Annotated in this window: 15 protein-coding genes and 1 CRISPR repeat array; of the genes, 4 read left to right on the forward strand and 11 right to left on the reverse strand. The window is 57.1% G+C overall.

The window, feature by feature from the left end; genetic code table 11:
- The 9 genes from B0D78_RS10550 to B0D78_RS10590 form a co-directional block, all read right to left on the reverse strand.
- The coding region (locus B0D78_RS10550) for a helix-turn-helix domain-containing protein (RefSeq protein WP_143521828.1) at positions 1-544 on the reverse strand (544 nt) is incomplete at its 3' end.
- Between the two features lie 118 nt (positions 545-662).
- Positions 663-1,440: a CRISPR direct-repeat array (repeat unit 33 nt; unit sequence GTTTCAATTCACGCGCTCCTCGCGGAGCGCGAC).
- A 225-nt stretch (positions 1,441-1,665) separates the two neighbouring features.
- Positions 1,666-1,956, reverse strand: coding sequence for a CRISPR-associated endonuclease Cas2 (gene cas2, locus B0D78_RS10555; RefSeq protein ID WP_009164693.1), 291 nt, complete (start codon positions 1,954-1,956; stop codon positions 1,666-1,668).
- 9 nt (positions 1,957-1,965) lie between these two features.
- Complete coding sequence (cas1c, locus tag B0D78_RS10560; RefSeq protein ID WP_342418075.1) at positions 1,966-3,021, reverse strand: type I-C CRISPR-associated endonuclease Cas1c; 1,056 nt, start codon at positions 3,019-3,021, stop codon at positions 1,966-1,968.
- Positions 2,960-3,670, reverse strand: a complete 711-nt coding sequence (cas4, locus tag B0D78_RS10565; RefSeq protein ID WP_240496166.1) for a CRISPR-associated protein Cas4 — start codon at positions 3,668-3,670, stop codon at positions 2,960-2,962. The genes cas1c and cas4 overlap by 62 nt, the downstream gene beginning before the upstream one ends.
- Position 3,671: 1 nt before the next feature.
- Complete coding sequence (gene cas7c, locus B0D78_RS10570) at positions 3,672-4,538, reverse strand: type I-C CRISPR-associated protein Cas7/Csd2 (RefSeq protein WP_078016924.1); 867 nt, start codon at positions 4,536-4,538, stop codon at positions 3,672-3,674.
- Positions 4,539-4,559: 21 nt separating this feature from the next.
- Positions 4,560-6,635 (reverse strand): type I-C CRISPR-associated protein Cas8c/Csd1, encoded by a 2,076-nt coding sequence (gene cas8c, locus B0D78_RS10575; protein ID WP_078016925.1) that lies wholly within the window; start codon positions 6,633-6,635, stop codon positions 4,560-4,562.
- Positions 6,632-7,366 (reverse strand): type I-C CRISPR-associated protein Cas5c, encoded by a 735-nt coding sequence (gene cas5c / locus B0D78_RS10580; RefSeq protein ID WP_078016926.1) that lies wholly within the window; start codon positions 7,364-7,366, stop codon positions 6,632-6,634. The genes cas8c and cas5c overlap by 4 nt, the downstream gene beginning before the upstream one ends.
- A 30-nt stretch (positions 7,367-7,396) precedes the next feature.
- Positions 7,397-9,874 carry a CRISPR-associated helicase/endonuclease Cas3 gene (locus tag B0D78_RS10585; protein ID WP_078016927.1) on the reverse strand — a complete coding sequence of 826 codons (2,478 nt, stop codon included), beginning with the start codon at positions 9,872-9,874 and terminating at the stop codon, positions 7,397-7,399.
- A 123-nt stretch (positions 9,875-9,997) separates the two neighbouring features.
- The gene (locus B0D78_RS10590) at positions 9,998-10,567 is read right to left on the reverse strand and encodes a TIGR01440 family protein (RefSeq protein WP_078016928.1); all 570 of its coding nucleotides are present in this window, start codon (positions 10,565-10,567) and stop codon (positions 9,998-10,000) included.
- 166 nt (positions 10,568-10,733) lie between these two features.
- Between B0D78_RS10590 and B0D78_RS10595 the strand changes: the two genes are divergently transcribed.
- Positions 10,734-11,612, forward strand: a complete 879-nt coding sequence (locus B0D78_RS10595) for a tyrosine-protein phosphatase (protein ID WP_078016929.1) — start codon at positions 10,734-10,736, stop codon at positions 11,610-11,612.
- Between the two features lie 82 nt (positions 11,613-11,694).
- Positions 11,695-12,216, forward strand: a complete 522-nt coding sequence (locus tag B0D78_RS10600) for an HD domain-containing protein (RefSeq protein ID WP_078016930.1) — start codon at positions 11,695-11,697, stop codon at positions 12,214-12,216.
- Between the two features lie 74 nt (positions 12,217-12,290).
- Here B0D78_RS10600 and B0D78_RS10605 read toward each other — a convergent pair whose 3' ends face one another.
- Positions 12,291-13,358, reverse strand: a complete 1,068-nt coding sequence (locus tag B0D78_RS10605) for an ABC transporter substrate-binding protein (RefSeq protein ID WP_158606271.1) — start codon at positions 13,356-13,358, stop codon at positions 12,291-12,293.
- Between the two features lie 353 nt (positions 13,359-13,711).
- Entirely contained in the window at positions 13,712-14,509 is a 798-nt protein-coding gene (locus tag B0D78_RS10610; RefSeq protein ID WP_078016932.1) for an MBL fold metallo-hydrolase, read from the reverse strand.
- A 352-nt stretch (positions 14,510-14,861) separates the two neighbouring features.
- On the opposite strand from B0D78_RS10610, the gene B0D78_RS10615 reads away from it, so the two are divergent.
- Both B0D78_RS10615 and B0D78_RS10620 read left to right on the forward strand, forming a co-directional pair.
- Positions 14,862-16,031: a DUF2157 domain-containing protein gene (locus B0D78_RS10615; protein ID WP_078016933.1), complete on the forward strand. Its 1,170-nt coding sequence runs from the start codon at positions 14,862-14,864 to the stop codon at positions 16,029-16,031.
- Positions 16,018-16,581: a GDYXXLXY domain-containing protein gene (locus B0D78_RS10620; protein WP_078016934.1), complete on the forward strand. Its 564-nt coding sequence runs from the start codon at positions 16,018-16,020 to the stop codon at positions 16,579-16,581. Before B0D78_RS10615 ends, B0D78_RS10620 begins: the two co-directional genes overlap by 14 nt.
- Positions 16,582-16,700 lie beyond the last annotated feature (119 nt).

Genomic DNA, 16,700 nt, shown 5'->3' on the forward strand with positions numbered 1-16,700 from the left:
AACAGGCGCCAGTCACGATCCCCGTCGCATCGTCAATATAAGCGTGCAGCGTCGCACGCCCGTTCCCCCTGCCAAACCATTCAAACGACGTGGCGTCAGTCTGCCACAACATCCCCGCGGCCACCTTCCGCGGTCGGGAACGGTGAAGCTTCGGCCGCCGCCGCACACTCTTCTTGCTCCTGATCCCCTCGTCCTTCAGAATGCGGACGACACTCGAACGACTGATCCCGATCCCCTCCCGTTCGTTCAGGCATTCCGCAAAGTGAGAGAAGTTGAAATCGTAATAGACCTCCTCATACGCCTTCAGCACCGACTCCCGAACCTCATCTCCGATCCTGCGCCGAGACGTTCTGCCGCGGTTGCCGTGAACAAGTCCCGCCGCCCCTTGAGCGACGAACCTCTTCTTGATCCTGATGATTTGCCGTTGACAGAGCCCCAGCTTTTCCGCCGCCTCCCTGTTCGTCATGCGTCCCTCGACAAGCGCTCCGATAATCCTGATACGATCCAGTTCCTTTTGTGACAATGTCATTCGCTCCTGTTTCATGAACGGTATTATCTCAGAGTGACATTTTCTTGGAACAGTTATGGGTGACTTTATCACTGAACAACGACACTCGCGGAGCGCGACCTTGACAGTCAATTTCCTGTATGCTAAGATTCATGTTTCAATTCACGCGCTCCTCGCGGAGCGCGACCGCCGCTTTGAGGGTTATTCAGCGCGTAAGCGACGTTTCAATTCACGCGCTCCTCGCGGAGCGCGACCCTGTCCTGAAAGGCGTAGTCGCTGACGCCGCGCGTGTTTCAATTCACGCGCTCCTCGCGGAGCGCGACCATTCTGTTGGACATGGTTATTTGTTCTCCTTTCTGTTTCAATTCACGCGCTCCTCGCGGAGCGCGACCGAGCTGCTGCACGCGCCGCGTTGACGTAAAACCGTTTCAATTCACGCGCTCCTCGCGGAGCGCGACGTTAACGGTGAAATGATTATTCCATTCTGCAAAATGTTTCAATTCACGCGCTCCTCGCGGAGCGCGACACGGGGATTCCCCGCAGCGTCGCGATTCCTGCCACGTTTCAATTCACGCGCTCCTCGCGGAGCGCGACGCGCCCTCGTTCGCTTCTTCTTCGGCCGGCTCCGTGTTTCAATTCACGCGCTCCTCGCGGAGCGCGACGTCATGTTTCAGGCATATACATTCGTCCGCCCCACGGTTTCAATTCACGCGCTCCTCGCGGAGCGCGACTGGCAATGTAATTGACTTTTCCGACTGCCAGACGTTTCAATTCACGCGCTCCTCGCGGAGCGCGACAATGATCTCAACGGGGTTTTAAAAAAACGAAAGGAGTTTCAATTCACGCGCTCCTCGCGGAGCGCGACGAAGAAGGTCTCAATCTGCTCGGCGAGGCGTCCGGTTTCAATTCACGCGCTCCTCGCGGAGCGCGACAGTGGTACTTTTGAGACGGGTATTTCCCCGCTTTCTCGAAGCGTTCCCGCGAAGTTCGTCGCAAGCTCTATTTCCTTGTGGCTTTCACAGTGTATCTTACAGGGATTTTCCGTGTTCCCATTAACCGCGACGGCCTAGGGAATAGTATGACGAATTTTCTTCACAGCTGAATGGTTGGGCGTGCGTTTGCCGGATCACCGATTTTTGCGCGCTTGGGGTTCGCGCTTACAGAATGAGTGCCGATTCCGGGTTGTAACTTTTCTTCGCGCCTATGTGTTCCACTCGTTTTTCCCAGTTGTTGCCGAGGAGGTAAAAACGCAGACTGTCCACTTCTGGATCGATTTGGGCGATCAGCTGGGCTTTCAGGGTAATCCACTGGGCCCAGTCGAGTTTGCATTCGAACACGGAGAACTGGACGCGGGCGCCGTGGTTCTCGCACAACCTGGCGACGCGGCGCAGGCGTTTGGCTCCGCCGGCGCTGTCGGTGCTGACGTCATACGCGATGACTACGAGCATGGCAAGCCCTCATTTGAGAAAGAACGGCGGATAACCGTCCAGATCGCCGCGCAGAAAACGGGCAAGAAGCATCGCCTGGACGTAGGGGAGCAAGCCGAGGGGGATTTTTTCCTGCAAATAGGGGTGAGTAATTTCTTCTTGTTTGCGATTTTGCCAATTTTGCAGGAAGGTTTCTTTGCGGGGCGTTTCGTTGAGGAGAACGGCTCCGTTTTCCCGGACGGTAAAGTCGGCGGCAGCGATTTTTCTGAGGTTGACGAGGCTGAGGACAAAGCGGTCGACGAGGTAGGCGCGTAGTTCTTCCATGAGGTCGAGGGCCAGGCTGGGGCGACCGGGACGGTCGCGGTGGAGAAAGCCGACACAGGGGTCGAGGCCGACGGTTTCGAGGGCGCTGGTTATTTCCGAGGCGAGCAATGAATAACCGAAGGAGAGGAGGGCGTTGATTCGGTCCGTCGGAGGACGACGGTTTCGGCCGTGGAAGTAGAATTGTTCTTTTTCGCCGAGGATCATGTGGTCGAAACAGCTGAAGTATTCTCCGGCGCTGTCGCCTTCGATTCCGCGGATGGTGTCGAGATCCGGTTTTGCATGGACGCGGATTTTCTGGAGCTGGACGGCGAGGTTTCTGATCGGCTGTTCGTAGGGTTCTGATTCTTTACCGTCGCGGGCGGCGCGCTGGAGAACGGTACGGCTGTTGGCGATTTTGGCGGCGATGATGGCTCGCGCGATTTGGGCCGACTGAATGGGATCGTCGGCCTTTCGATATTGCAAACGGCGCAGCAGGACGTTGCCATGTACGGGAGCAGTCAGTTTGGCGATGAAGCGGCCGTAGACGCTCATGAAGGAGACGGCGACGCCGTGATCGGCGCACAGTTGCATGGCTCCGGGGCTGAGGCTGACGCGGCCGAAGCAGACGATGTTTTCGAACAGGTGGATGGGGAATTTGCGCAGAGTCCGCCCTTCGCTACGGATGTCGACGGTTTCCCCGTCGCGGGCGACGTAGGCGCCATCAATGTTGAGGTAGAGGGTATTCAGCAGGTGTCTCATGCAGTGTCTCATGCAGTGTCTCATGCAGTGTCTCCTCAATATGTTTTTTCAGGTAGTTTTCCACGGTGCGGCTCATTTTCGGCTGGCAGATGTCGCTGATGGAACAGCTCTTGCAGTGGGGCAAAAGCACAGCCGGCGGGATGACGCCAGCGTCGAGGAGTTGATGAGCCTGGACGCAGGCGTTTTCCATCTCGGCGCGAAGCTGAGGCGTGAAGGCGACTTCTTCACGGCGGCGCGGGGTTCCGTAAAAGAGGGCGCCTGTTTCGATGCGGCAGCCGAGCATTTCTTCGAGGCAGGCGGCCTGAGCGCAGAGTTGGATGCGGTCGCAGTCTTTTGCCTTAGGGCGGCCGTGTTTGTACTCTACGGGGTAAGGGCGCCATGTTCCTTTCTGTCCCGGCAGAAGCACGCCGGCGTCGTCCTGATGGAACTCGACGACGTCGGCCACGCCGGAGATCTTCAGGCGCTCGCAGCGCAGGGGCAGGCCGCGGGCGACGTGCAGGCCGGGGCGGTTCTCGCTCTCGTCGGAATGGGCTTTTTCGTGAAGCAGGCGGCCCTGCGCCGTGAAGATGTTTTCCTGCCACTGCCGCTCGATGTGGATCAGCGCCCACTGGCGCGGACAGAACAACAGATGCTGAAGTCCGGAGATCAAAATGTACTCGTCGGAGAGAGGCATGTCACTCCACCGCGCTGTATTCCTCTGGGTTCAAACCATCAAGCGGTTTCACTTCGACTCTGTACTCCTTCCAGCTCGTCGCATCCTCAGGAGCCGTGACCGACAGGCTTCTGTGCACCTGCGCGGAACTATATTGCCCTGTCTTGCAGTTGTGCTTCCACCAATAGACGCGCTTCACTTCCATGCTGCCGTCCGGACGAGCTGACGACGCGTCGTTTTCAAAGAGCGTGATCAGCGCTTTATGAAGCAGTTCCGCATCTTCCTCGGAAAAACCCGTCTTTTCGGCCAGCTGACAGTTGATGCTGCCGTAGAAAACATAGACACTGTGTGCGACACGGTGCTTCATACCCATGGTATCCGGCGATTTGGAACCGTCCTTGGTCGGCTCTCCATTGACGCTTTTCGTGATCTGCATGCTGTCGATATTAACCGGCAAAACGGTCATGGCCGATTGAACGGTTACGGGCCCGCGCACGCCGACGGAAACGCCTTTGCTCTTTTCTTCGTCGCCGCTTTTGTTGCCGAAGGCGAACACCTGCCCGAAACTTCTTACATCGAGCCACTTCTTACAGGCCTCGCGCGCATAGCGCTCGCGATCTTTCCTGTCGTCTTCGCTCAACTCTTTCTCCGCGCGTTCTTTCAGACTGTTATAACCGTCGTCCGTGCGTTCAGCCGCCTGAACGAAAATTCTTTGTCCAAGGTCCTGCCAGCGGTTGCGGATTTTGCGTTTCAGACAGACGTCAGAAATCTCGCCATATCCGTCGTAATTCTCGCGGGGGCGATTGCCATTCAGCGGATCGCCATTGGGGTTGGCATTATTCACAGATAGTATCACGGCAAAATCGATTTTGTTCTGCAAAACTGACATCGTTATCTCCTCCGTTGTTATTTATTCTCCAGAATCTTGCTGCTCAGCGGCTTTTTTCTCGCGTTCCTTTTGCGCTTTCGCTTCTGCGGCAGCTTTCATATCCTGCTGGAATTTTTCCAACTGGCAGCGGTACCCGAGGATAAAAAGTTCCGTCAGAGGTTTGTCCAAATCATCTGTCCATTCAGACAAGCCCGAAACGATCTCATTTATTTCCGCTATAAGTCTTGCTTTTAGTCCGAATCTTGAGCTCTGTAACTTTCCAGTGTACGGCTGCAGCTGCGATTCCAAAATCTGCCATGTTTTCATGGGACGCTTGGAGAACTGATGCATCAAACGCTCTGCATTGGTCTGCCTGTTCTCTCCGTCGAGCTTGTTCACATAACTTTCGATATTCTCAGCATACGCCAGCAAGCGGCCGAACTGATAACTGCGATCCGGATAATCGGGTTGAAGCGCCACCGTTATCTCCTCCTTTTGTCCTCGATCGTTATAGTATTTTCTTACAAGCGCGCAGGTGACCGTCATAATCATTTCTCGATCGGAGTCTTCCTTTACAGCCGCCGGATTTGAAGCACGCCTGAACAGCGTCTTGACAAGATCCCCCGGTAACGGCCGGCTTTCCAAAATGCAGGGGATCAGCCGGTCCATTGTGGCATGAAGCAGATGGTCGGGGACGGGGTGTTGGGGCTTAGGCCTGGGATCGGCCGGAGAAATCTGGTATGCCGCCTTGATGATATCCAGAGGAGCGGGGGCTCCGAAAAAGGCATGAGTTTTCTTTTCGTCTTTCTTGTCGTGCTTATACGCATGAAGCCATTGGCAGGTATTGTGCCAGTTTTCGATTCGACTCAAGAAATCAGAACCAGATATCTCCTGATAATAGGTTACGGCCAACCGACCGTCTGTAGCTGAATTCAGCCCCAGCACGACAACTTGCGAAGCCCCATCCAGCTCTTTTTTGTATCCCTGCATGACAAGAATCAGACGCTTCGCAAATCCCTCACGGGTATCAATATCGCCGTCAAAAGCCGAATTATCCGTTGGATCCTCTGTCAAAAGGTCTGCGCTGTCATCGTCAAAGGCCGGGATTCTCTGGTTTTTCGTTCCCCAGATGACATAAATCTGCCCTTTCTCATGCCAACTCTGTTTCTGTACCAACCATCGCAGAGCGTTAAAAGCTTTTTGCGAAGTCTCATACCCCACACACATAGCCTGCTTGGACGTAGCGAAGCGGCCTCGATAGGTAAAGTTTTCAGAATCATTTGAGGAGATCAGTTTCGACTTTGAGTTCGTAAATGGGATACGACAAAGATGTTTCAGCCCGGGGACAACTTCCCGCCCCTGTACATAACATAAGTCCGTACTGCGTTCAGCCTCCAATTTTTCCAGATAGTATTCTTTATAGGACTGCCAGAAATCCGGCACCTCCCAAATTTTGTCTCTCACTTCTCCCGGGTAATGAACGCAAATTCGGACAAAAGCCTCAGATACATCAGGGACGATTTTTCTATTGTAAAGAGGATATTTTACGATTTCTTTACGAGGAACCTGCACAGCCACAATATGCTCCGGAATACTGCCACTGAGGATATTCCGTGCAATGAGGTCCGATACCAGAGTATTCCTTTTTAAATAAGCCACGATTACGTCAAGATGCTTTTTGACAATTCCATTACATCGTGCCGCCAGCTCATTCAGGCGTTGCATATAAAGTGTACGGGCTTCATGGAATTCCTGGCGGCTTTCTTCATTCTTCTTACGAAGTTTATCTGATGGTTCCTCGCTGCTTTTGAGCCAAAGGTAATCATAGTAGTCACCAGCCATATACTTAAGCTTGTCGAAGAGCACATGCGCGCATGCACCGCTCGTTCGATTCTGAGAATCTTCCGTACATGGAATGAACGTGCTCTGTTCTTCGTGTCCTTCTATTACTCGTGCATTGATAATCTTTCCTCCGGCATCAAGCGTCAGTTCGACCTGAACGGATTGAATCATCTGCCCTACAGGTGCAAGCATTGGAGCATCGACAATCTCTCGATTCGATTTAAGTACCTCCGCACAGTTGTCGTAGGTATCATACAGTTTTTGCAACCAACTCATGCTTGTATCACATCCCTGCACAGATCTTCCACAGGTTGGCAGTTGCGCCTCAACATAAAGGATTCTTTCTCCCAATCACACAGTTCTCTGACCTCGGTGCATTGATATGGCAACATAAAGTTAATAATTCCATACGCCATTGCAGGACGCCAAAGTCTCAGTTCCAGCTTTTCCCTGCCAGTATCAGAAGGATAATTGAATCCATGATACATCATGCCAAAGCCCAGTTCAGGCGTCTGATCGTAAGCCCCTCTTCCTTCTCCAAACGTACACGGTTCGACATATCCCTGGCATTCACGCGTGCCGAGAAAGATATCCCGCCGTCCGCCTCGTTTGATCATTCGCTGCGCGATCTGAAAATGTTTGTCTTCGTTGCGATCCGGAGCAAGGTCGGGCATGTTCGGATTCCATTCGAAATGGGCTTCGACCTGATAACGGACTTTGTACAGATACGTGTAGTACGAAAGCGTGTTCGCAGCCGCATTCGGTCCATGCGCATACAATATCGGCTTAACTCCTTTCGTCTGCATTCTGATGGGATTCATCACGCGCACTCGGTCGATGTACCAGATGAACGTCGGCTTCCAATAGATGCTCTCCGTAATGCCGACAAGCGCCTGATACGTCGGGATCGGGTAGGTGCTTTTCTCGCCTCCGACCCGCGTCAGGGGATCGCTGAACAGCGCATACTCCCCCCAGACTTGATAAGCAACCCTGTTGGCTTTTTGCATGCGTTCGCCTCCTTGTTCTTTTTTGCCGATTCAGCAAATATACTTGGCCGGATCGACGCCGCCCTCAAAAACTATACCATATTCGTCATCATAAGACTCTTCGTCCAGCAAACAATAAATTCCCAAGTTCTCAAAGAAACGCAGTTTGTGGTCTTTTTCCAGTTTCCTCAGGCCGTCCGGATAGACACTGACCGAATACCGCTGCAACTCGCGAAAGAGCGTCTTTTTATCAAGATAATCCGAAGCGGAAAGCAGCTGCCGCTGCAATTCGATCCCTTTGCCGTACGGGACAAGGATCCCCGTCGTGTTCTCGTCGATGACGCGAAACTCCCTGCCAGCTGTGCGAAACGCCTGGTGCAGGATTCCATGGTGCGCCCTTTCGTGCCTGCTTTCATATCCTACCAGCGCTTTTCTGTTCGCCGCGAGGTAATCGAAAAGCGTCCGTCCGGCGTCATGAGGCGCAGGATAGTCCATCGATCCGCGCTGCTCATGGTAATAGTAACGATAATACGCGCGAAGCGTTTCTTCAGAAAAGTAATCCTGCACGGGAAAAAACGACATATCGGAAAGAACGAGGGTCATCGCATCCTGCGCCCTGCGCAGATCGGGCAGCATGGCAAGACCGGTCTCTTGGTAACGGATAAAATAGACATAGCCGCGCTCCACAAACTTGTTCCGGTTGCAGCGGCCGGACGCCTGCGTCAAACTGTCCAGCCCTGTCTTGGAACGGATCACCGCGTCGAAAGAAATATCGACGCCGGCCTCGATCAGATTGGTGCTGACGCAAATCACTGCTTTATGCTGAGCCAGGAGCGAATTCATCTCGGTGATCTTCGCCAGACGGTGAGCGCCGCACATGTTGGTGCTCAGATGGAAGAGAGCGACGCCGGCGCGGCCTTTCGCCTTCAGCTGCGCGTGAACTTCTTTCACCGCTTTCTTCGTATTGAGAACGATCAGGACGCTTTTGACCTCACGGGGAAGTTGAAGAACGAATTCGGAAAGAGTTTCTGCCGTATAAGGTTCTTCCTGTGTCTTATCAATGATCTGAATGCGATCAAAGACGGGGAAACGTTTTCTGACGTCCCGAACCAGATCGGCGGGTTCCGAAAGGCGCAGCGGACGGGCGATTTCTTCCAAAGCGGGCTGAGTCGCCGAACAGAGGACCGCCGTGCAGCCGCAAAAGCCGGCAAGGAAATTCATCGCCAGATTGAACATGCTGATACACTTGACGGGAATGCTCTGCACTTCGTCGAAAATCAGCACCGAATTGCACAGCTGGTGCATGCGGCGCACGCACTGCCCGCGGCCGGAAAAAAGGGCGTCGAGGAACTGGACCTGAGAGGTGAGAATGAGCGGGATATCCCAACGCTCCGCGAACGTGTCCAGCTGGTCTTCTTTTTCGCGCTGCTGTTTCTCGTTTTCGTTTTCATCCTTGCCGTAGCTGATAAGATTCGAGTGATGCTCAAGAAGGATGTCGCCGCGGCCGAACGTCTCGCGCAAAATCTGCGCTGTCTGATCGATAATCGTCGTGAAAGGCGCCACATAAAATACGTGATCTTTTCCAAACTTTCGTGCCAGATACAGAGCGCTTCTCATTACAGCTAACGTCTTGCCGCCGCCGGTGACGACATTGAGACGGTAAATGCCGGACGGTTCCCGCATCTTCTTCACCGATTCCAGGCATTCATCGGAGATCTGACGGCGCGCCGTGTTTATCGGAGAATCGGGAAAACCGTCAAGGCGTTTTTCAAGTTTTACCGCCAGTTCCCCCCAAAGCTTCGGATCCGTTGTGTACGTCGCCGCCTCAAGACGATTTTCCCAGCAGGCCGAAGCGTACCTGTCGCCGTCGCAAAGGCAGGAGAACGCCATTCGCGTCAGCAGACCCTTGAAAAATTCCCGTTTTTCCAAGCGGCGCTGCAATATTTTTCGTTTTTCTCCAGAGGAACGGTTTTCTTGTCTGACGTCTTCTGGATAAACGTCGGCATTGCAGCGTTCCGTAAAAACTTTCATTATCGTTCGCAGTTCTTCGGCAGCCGACTCGAGCAGTTTACGGATATCGTCTTGCGGAACAACCCCTTGCTGAAATCGCGCGAGCGCTTCCGCTTGAACCGCGTCGGGAGGCTCTTGAAGACGCTCTTCATAGGAAGCCGCCCCGTCGGGTTCGATCACGTCAGAAAGTCCGCTGTGGTGGCCCCAAACAACCAGCTCGGCAATCTCGGCCGCATATTGCTCATACGATGTTTCCGAAAATTCCTGCGCCGTCCGGCGGATCAGTTTTGCCCCCGTCGGCGCGTGAGGAATCATTTCATCCCGTTCATCATTCAGCAGATATCGCTGCCATTGTTCGGAACTCTTTCCCGCGTCATGAACGAGCCCCACCAGACGTCCCAAAGATGGTATGCCGATTTTTCGACAGTTTTGCTCGCATAAGTCTGCAACCAGCCGAACATGATCTGCAAGAGCTTCTCTCCGGTCTGATCCGTCACGGGCTTTTCGGGAATAAAGCATTTTTTCACCTCTTCATCCGCAGATTTGTGTGCTTTACAAGAACCACAAAAGCGAGGCCCACCAATAAGCCTTGGCGGTACACCCTTTGTTCTTTTCGCTTTCCATAGTGGTTTTTACTTGAGCTTACCGCTTGATATCGCCGCCGGAGAGCGCGTCGTCGTAGACGGCCCGCGCGCCGCCGATGAACTTGGGGCGCGTGCGCGCGCAGACCAGGTTGGCCGCTCCGATCTTCTTCACGGAGACGCGCACGGGCACGGCCACGTCGCGCAAGTGCATGCCGATCAGCGTATCGCCGATGTCCATGCCTGCGGCGGCGCGAAGGTGTTCGACGGCGGCGGGGCATTCGCAGTTTTCGTAGACGGTCGTCGCGAACGCACCGCCGGCGTGCAGCTGCGGCACGACGTTGCAGATTTCCGCGCCGGGCAGCAGCGCCGCCCTTTCCACGATCAGGGCGCGGTTGAGGTGCTCGCAGCACTGCGCCGCCAAAAAGAGCCCGCGCTCGCGCAACGCCGGCATCACGCCCTCGTAAACGGCCTTGGCGATCTCCGCGTTCGACCCTTTGCCGATGCGAAAACCGCCGATCTCGCTGGTGGAACAGCCGACCACGAAAATTTCGCCGGGTTCCGTGCGCGCGACGGCCAGCAGTTCGCCGACAGCCTGTGCCGATAGAACCCTGATTTCTTCATAGGACATCGTTCAGGACCTCCCTTTTTTGGTTGGAGCGTTCACTGTTTCTCATTCTAGCACTTCGCGTTCCGCCGCGATGTTCCACGTGGAACATCGCGGCGGCCAAACCGCCGCTGCGCCGCTGTGATACAATCAGTTCGGAGCGTTTTTGGGAAGGACGAGTCAGAAGACCATGCTGAAAAAACTGTTGCTGCTCTGTGCCGCCGCGCTGACGTTGGCCGTCAACGAAGGTCCCTTCGCGGCAGACCGCGGTCTGGCGGCGTTGAAAGACGGCGGGCGGAATCCGCACGATCGTCCGCTCGAATCGTTGCGGGGCATGCCGACTGTATCCGAAAAAGAAGGCTCTGCCGAACCGCATGAGCGCCTGCGGGCCACCGATGTGCGCGGCGATTACGACAGCGACGCCGTTTTCGCCAACTTTCGCGAAGTTCGCGGCGGCCGCCTGAGGCGCGGTTCTCTGTACCGCTCCAGCATTCCCTCGAGCACGGAGCGCCCGCGCGCGCCCTACGCCGACCAGCTGGCGCGAGAAGCCGGCATCCGCACCGTGCTGAATCTGGCCAACTCGCCCGAGCGTCTGAAGAAGAACATGGAAAGCCCCGCCTGCCGGTCGCCGTATTATCGCATGCTCTGGCGCGGCGGCAACGTGATCGCCCGCGCCTTGCCCGCCGCGCCGGAGCACGCGACCTTTCGCGCCGGTCTGGCCGAAGAACTGCGCTTCATGACGAAGCGCCCCGCCCCGTATCTGGTCCACTGCGCCGAGGGCAAGGACCGCGCCGGCTTTGTCAGCTTTCTGCTGGCCGCGTTGCTGGACGCTTCCTTGGACGAATTGAAGGACGACTACGGCCAAAGCTTCGTCAACTATTATCATTTGAAACGCGGCGAGCCCCGTTACGTCACGCACGTGGACGACGGCATCGAATCCTTTTGCCGTGCCATTGCCTGGACTCCGAAAGAGCCGCTTCGCCGGGGCGCTGAGCGTTATCTGCGCAGCATCGGCCTCACCGTCGCCGAGATCGAAACGCTGAAACGCCGCCTGGCGCACGACGGCTGAGAGCGAATTTCGTTTGCGGAACAGGGGGCGCTGTTTTACCCGTCGCGTACCATCGGCGCATCACACCGCAGGAGGTGTTGGCATGAATTCGAAGCACGCGCGCCTGCTTGCTGCGGCAATTCGTTATGACCGCGGCGACGCCCGGCGCATCCAGCATTTCGTCAAGGTCCACGATCTGGCCGCGGCGATCGGCGCGCTGGAAGGGCTGGACGAGGAGACGCAGTTCATTCTCGAGACGGCGGCCATTCTCCACGACATCGGCATCCATCAGGCCGAAGCCAAGCACGGCAACGGCCACGGCACGTATCAGGAACGGGAGGGCCCCGGCGTCGCCGAGGCGATCTTGCGCGAACTGGGCGGCTACAGCGAAGCGCAGATCGAGCGCGTCAAATATCTGATCGCCCATCATCACACCTACAGCGACATCGATGGCGTCGATTACCAGATCCTCGTCGAGGCCGACTTTCTCGTCAACCTTTTCGAAAGCCCCGATCGCTACGGTCCCGCCGCAAAGGTCAGCGAACGCATCTTCAGGACGGCCGCCGGAAAGCGCCTTCTCGACGACATGTTCGTCGCCGGCGCTTACCATCCCCTCACGTCCTGAAAGATTTTCATAAACGAATCGCGGCAGTCCGCCGGAAAAGATCCGACGGACTGCCGCGATTCGTTTTTCAACGGTTATTTCTGCAGAACCGAGGCGCTTCGTACCGTGTCCTGCGAGTCTTCCAGCCGATCGCTCCGCGCCACTTCGCTGGTCCAGCGGTCGATCAGGCGCAGGCGATTCTGGCTTTTCCACGGCACGCTGCACTGGAGCAGCCTGATCGAATTCAGATCGAGCAGCTTGTTGAGCTCCCGCAGCTCAGGGCGAGCGGGAAGGTAACACGGCTTCAGCTCCATACGGCTGCGTGCGAAATCCGGCGACGCCAGCCACTGCAGCAGATACTTCGCCTCCTCGGGGTACGCCGCGCCGTCGAGCAGCGCGCAGCCGTCCACCGCATACGTCACGCCCTCCTTGGGAAAAACGATTTCCACGGGATAACCTTCCAGCTTCAGGCTCATCGCGTCCACGTAATAGAACACGCCCGCCGCCGCCTGTCCCAAGGCGACGGGCGTGGCGCCGCCGACGCCGTTTCCGGCGTATGCGCGCACGTTTTCCGCCAGCTTCTTCTGGTACTCGAAAGCCTCTCTCTCGCCGTAGATGCGCACGAGCGAATAGATTTGTTCCGAGGCCGTCGCCGACGCGCGGGGGTCACCCATCTGCAGCGCCCCGCGATACGCAGGGTCAAGCAGATCCTGCCAGGAATCGGGCATCCTCAGCCCGTTTTTCTCGATAAAATTCCTGTTGACGAGAAAACACAACGGCGTCACGCCGATGCCGAACCAACGATTGTCAGGATCGCGATATCCGACCGGCATCGCTTTGGCCGCTTCGGGAACGTACCGGGCCAGCGCGCCTTCGCGTTTGGCGGCATCGTAAATGTCGGCCGGGCCGCCAATGATCAGGTCGGCCTGCGGACACACCTTTTCGGCGATGACGCGCCGCAGCATCTCGCCCGACGAGAGCCGTGAAAAGTTGACCTGCAAACCGGTATAATCGGTAAAGCGTTGAAACAGGACCGCTGCATCCCTTTCCGGGATCGTCGTGTACACGCGGATCACCGGCGGCGCGGCAAACTTCCGATACAGCCATAATCCCGCCGCCACGGTCAGCACGGCTGCAAGAGCAAACACACTTCTTCTGCGCACGGAAAATCCCCCCTGCACTGGAACGTTCCTGAGATACTGTCAGCGCTTGTTCGTTCTTTTCGGAGCTTTCTCCAGGACTTTCAAATATTATACCCGCTCATTGCCTCTTTTTGCAGGAGACAACGTAGAAAAAAAGACGAATTTGCTCTCTGCTTCAGAATACTTTCCAAACCGGCCGACAAAGCGCGCTGAACGGCGGCGCGTCGTCTTGAAAGTGGAACCGGAAAATAGCTTGACCGTTCGTTTCACCAGAGACGAAAAAAGACGGAGCGAAACCGTTCGATCTGTTTCGAACCGGTTTCGCTCCGTCTTTGCCGTATTTTTATCCGCCGCCCGTTTCCGTCGCGCCAGGCTCAAAGCACCAGTTCATCGCCCGCCGCCAGATAGCGCAGCTGCTCGCCCATCCTCTGCCGCAGGTAATCATACTGGGGCACCCCTGTGCAGTGGCAGGTGTAGTACGTCACGGGCCAGCGTTTCAGTTCGGCCGCGGCCGCATCCATACGGCGGAACCGATCTTCCGGCACGTCCTTGAAGTGAAAGCCGCCGACGACCGCCTGAGCCCCTTCTTTCGAAGCCCATTCCATGATGTTGAGAATACCGCGGTGACTGCAGCCGCTGATCAGGACCTTTTTCGCCCCTTCGCTGACCAACAGATACTGTTCGTGGCCGAACTGTTCCGGCACCAACACGCCGCCGGCCTCCATCATCATGCCGCAGGTATCGACGGGCCACTCGCAGGGCTTGCCCGCGTAGCTGGCGATGGTCAGCTCGTTGTCGAGGCGCAGACGATCCTCGCCGACGACCACGATCCGGGGATGACCGATCAGCCGCGGTTCCACGCCGATGTATTTGCCGTCGCGGTTGTAGCGCGGCCGGTCGTAAGTCGCGCGCGCGTAAAGTTTGGCGTGATCGTTCAGGCGGAAAAACGTCGTCATGCCGCCCGAATGGTCGCTGTGGCCGTGAGACAGCACGGCCGTATCCACGGCCGCGAGGTCGACGCCCAGCGCCAGCGCGTTTTTCGCGAACAGGCCGCTGGCGCCCGCGTCGAACAGCACTTTGTGGCGATCCGTCTCGATGTACAGACTCAAACCGTGCTCCGCGCGGCAGCATTCTCTCCCTGAGGTGTTCTCCATCAAGGTCACAATCCGCATGAACAATCCTCCTTAATGTGTTGTTTTCCCCCTGATGAGCTTTTTCATTATACCGTGATATGATTAAAATACAATTATCATGAATTCCGCTTCTCCATAGAAACCTATTTCTCCTTTGGTGCAAAGATCGCGAACGCAAAATTTTTAATATGACGGATGGGGATTTGCCGCGACACACGCCCCGCTTTCCCCGTTTGCCGGATTGCCGGCGCGGCGGCCGAATGAAGCTTCGAGAAACATAGTACTGTCACGACGTTTGTGTCATCTTGCGCGCCGGAAGAAAATGCTTTAAGCTGTATACGTCGGCCAACGGCCGCGAGACGATCCATGAACGCGAAGGGAGCCGGAAAAGATGACTCGCTCTATTTCAAAACGGAAGCTGGACTTTCTGCGGGAAGAACTGCAGGTCTGGCAGCAGGAAGGTCTGATCGGCGCGGACTCGGCGGCGCGGATCGCGTCGCTCTACTCGGCGCGCTCGCGCAGTTTCGCGCAAACGCTGCTCTGCGCGGGCGCGGCGCTGGTCGGGCTGGGAACCATCAGCGCGGTGGCGGCCAACTGGTGGACGATCCCGCGCCTGCTGCGGACGGCGCTGGTCCTCGCGGCGTACGCGCTGTCGATGGGCGCGGCCTGCTTCTGCGAAAAAGATTCGCCGTCCGGCGCCCGGGCGCTGCGTCTGCTGGCCGGGCTGATCTTCGGCGGCGGCATCTTCCTGGTCGCGCAGATGTACCACCAGGACGGACACTGGTCCACGGCGTTCGGCTGGTGGGCACTGGGGCTGATCCCGGCGGTGCGGCTCTTCCGCGACGCCTGGCAGATGTACCTGCTGCAGGCCGTTTCGCTGTTTTACGTCGGCGGTCGGGGAATGTTTTTCTGGGGAAGAACGCCCGATCTCGCGCCGTTCCGCGGCGACGCCTTGCCTGGAGCGCTGCTGTTGGCGCTTTGGTGGCTGTGGCGGCAGACGCGCGGAAACCTGCGCGCGTTCAATTTCAACGTGCAGCTGACGATTCTTTTCCTGTTCACGCGGCTGCTATGGTATTTCAGCCTGACGGAAGCGCTGCTGGCGTTCCTCGCCGCGGGGGTCGCATTGACGGCGTGGCCGCGCGCGGACGCCGCGGCCGGCTGGCGAACTTCGCTGTCGCGCTGGGGGATTCTGATAACGGGCGTCGCCGGAGTCGCGCTATCGGTCCCGGAGGTCTGGTACGACTTTCCTTACCTGCGCGTTTTGGACGGAACGGCGGCTCAGGAACTGAACGCGCTGCGCCTGGCGGCGAACGGCGCGGCCGCGCTGACGGCCGTCGTCATGGGCTGGCGTCTTTACCGGGGCTCGCGGCTGGGCGGCGTGTTCCTCGGCCTGCTGGTCCTGCGTTACTTTGTAGACCATTTCTTCGGCTTCATGTCCAAGGCGGCGGCGTTCTCGGGACTCGGTCTGCTGTGCCTGATCGCCGGATTCTGGTGGGAACGCTCGGCGCGCCGCAAAAAGGCGAAACGCGGCCAGGAGGGCGGCAGCCATGAAAACGTTTAAATATCTGGCGGCATCGCTGCTGCCCGTGCTGATCCTGCTGGCGCTGCCGCTGCGCCCCGCCTGCGTGTCGCGCTTCGGCGCGGAGGTCGTGCTGGCGGGGCGCCCCGTGGACCCGCGCGACCTGTTCCGCGGTGATTACGTGGCGCTCAGCTTCGAAGCCGAATCGGTGCCGCTGGAGTTGTTTCCGGCTCCCGACGAAAAAAAATCGGAATACGCCGCACTGGACCTCAGCACATGGTTCGTGGCGCTGGCTCCGGACGAAAAGGGGCTGTGGGCTCCCAGCGGCGTTTTCGCGGAAGTTCCCGAAGGGCCGTACCTGAAGGGAACGGTAAAGTATCTGGCCGAGCGCGCCGACGGCTCGATGACGGCGGAGATGGACTACGGCGAGGGACTGAAACGTTTTTACGTCAAAGAGGACACCGGGCGCGAGCTCGAAGAATCGGCGCGGCAGTCCCGCCTGCGGGCGACCGTGAAAGTCTGGCGCGGCATGGCCGTGATCCAGTCGCTGGAAGTCGTTCCGGATGCGGCTCAGCCGCACGTTCTCCACTAAGCGGAAGCGAACGTCGGTCCCGCGGCGAAAAAAACATAGGATTTGCGCTGATTTCATCGGAAGAGAAAAAGTCAGTTTGCAACAATGACGCGAAGGCCGCCTCGAGCAATTCTCGAGAC

This window comes from Pyramidobacter sp. C12-8, assembly GCF_002007215.1.
Lineage (GTDB): Bacteria > Synergistota > Synergistia > Synergistales > Dethiosulfovibrionaceae > Pyramidobacter.

What these genes read in the sequence shown, in the direction of transcription:
- cas2 (WP_009164693.1), bottom strand. Translation starts at nt 1,956, where the DNA reads ATGCTCGTAGTCATCGCGTATGACGTCAGCACCGACAGCGCCGGCGGA.
- cas1c (WP_342418075.1), bottom strand. Translation starts at nt 3,021, where the DNA reads ATGAGACACTGCATGAGACACTGCATGAGACACCTGCTGAATACCCTC.
- cas4 (WP_240496166.1), bottom strand. Translation starts at nt 3,670, where the DNA reads ATGCCTCTCTCCGACGAGTACATTTTGATCTCCGGACTTCAGCATCTG.
- cas7c (WP_078016924.1), bottom strand. Translation starts at nt 4,538, where the DNA reads ATGTCAGTTTTGCAGAACAAAATCGATTTTGCCGTGATACTATCTGTG.
- cas8c (WP_078016925.1), bottom strand. Translation starts at nt 6,635, where the DNA reads ATGAGTTGGTTGCAAAAACTGTATGATACCTACGACAACTGTGCGGAG.
- cas5c (WP_078016926.1), bottom strand. Translation starts at nt 7,366, where the DNA reads ATGCAAAAAGCCAACAGGGTTGCTTATCAAGTCTGGGGGGAGTATGCG.
- B0D78_RS10585 (WP_078016927.1), bottom strand. Translation starts at nt 9,874, where the DNA reads ATGCTTTATTCCCGAAAAGCCCGTGACGGATCAGACCGGAGAGAAGCT.
- B0D78_RS10590 (WP_078016928.1), bottom strand. Translation starts at nt 10,567, where the DNA reads ATGTCCTATGAAGAAATCAGGGTTCTATCGGCACAGGCTGTCGGCGAA.
- B0D78_RS10595 (WP_078016929.1), top strand. Translation starts at nt 10,734, where the DNA reads ATGCTGAAAAAACTGTTGCTGCTCTGTGCCGCCGCGCTGACGTTGGCC.
- B0D78_RS10600 (WP_078016930.1), top strand. Translation starts at nt 11,695, where the DNA reads ATGAATTCGAAGCACGCGCGCCTGCTTGCTGCGGCAATTCGTTATGAC.
- B0D78_RS10610 (WP_078016932.1), bottom strand. Translation starts at nt 14,509, where the DNA reads ATGCGGATTGTGACCTTGATGGAGAACACCTCAGGGAGAGAATGCTGC.
- B0D78_RS10615 (WP_078016933.1), top strand. Translation starts at nt 14,862, where the DNA reads ATGACTCGCTCTATTTCAAAACGGAAGCTGGACTTTCTGCGGGAAGAA.
- B0D78_RS10620 (WP_078016934.1), top strand. Translation starts at nt 16,018, where the DNA reads ATGAAAACGTTTAAATATCTGGCGGCATCGCTGCTGCCCGTGCTGATC.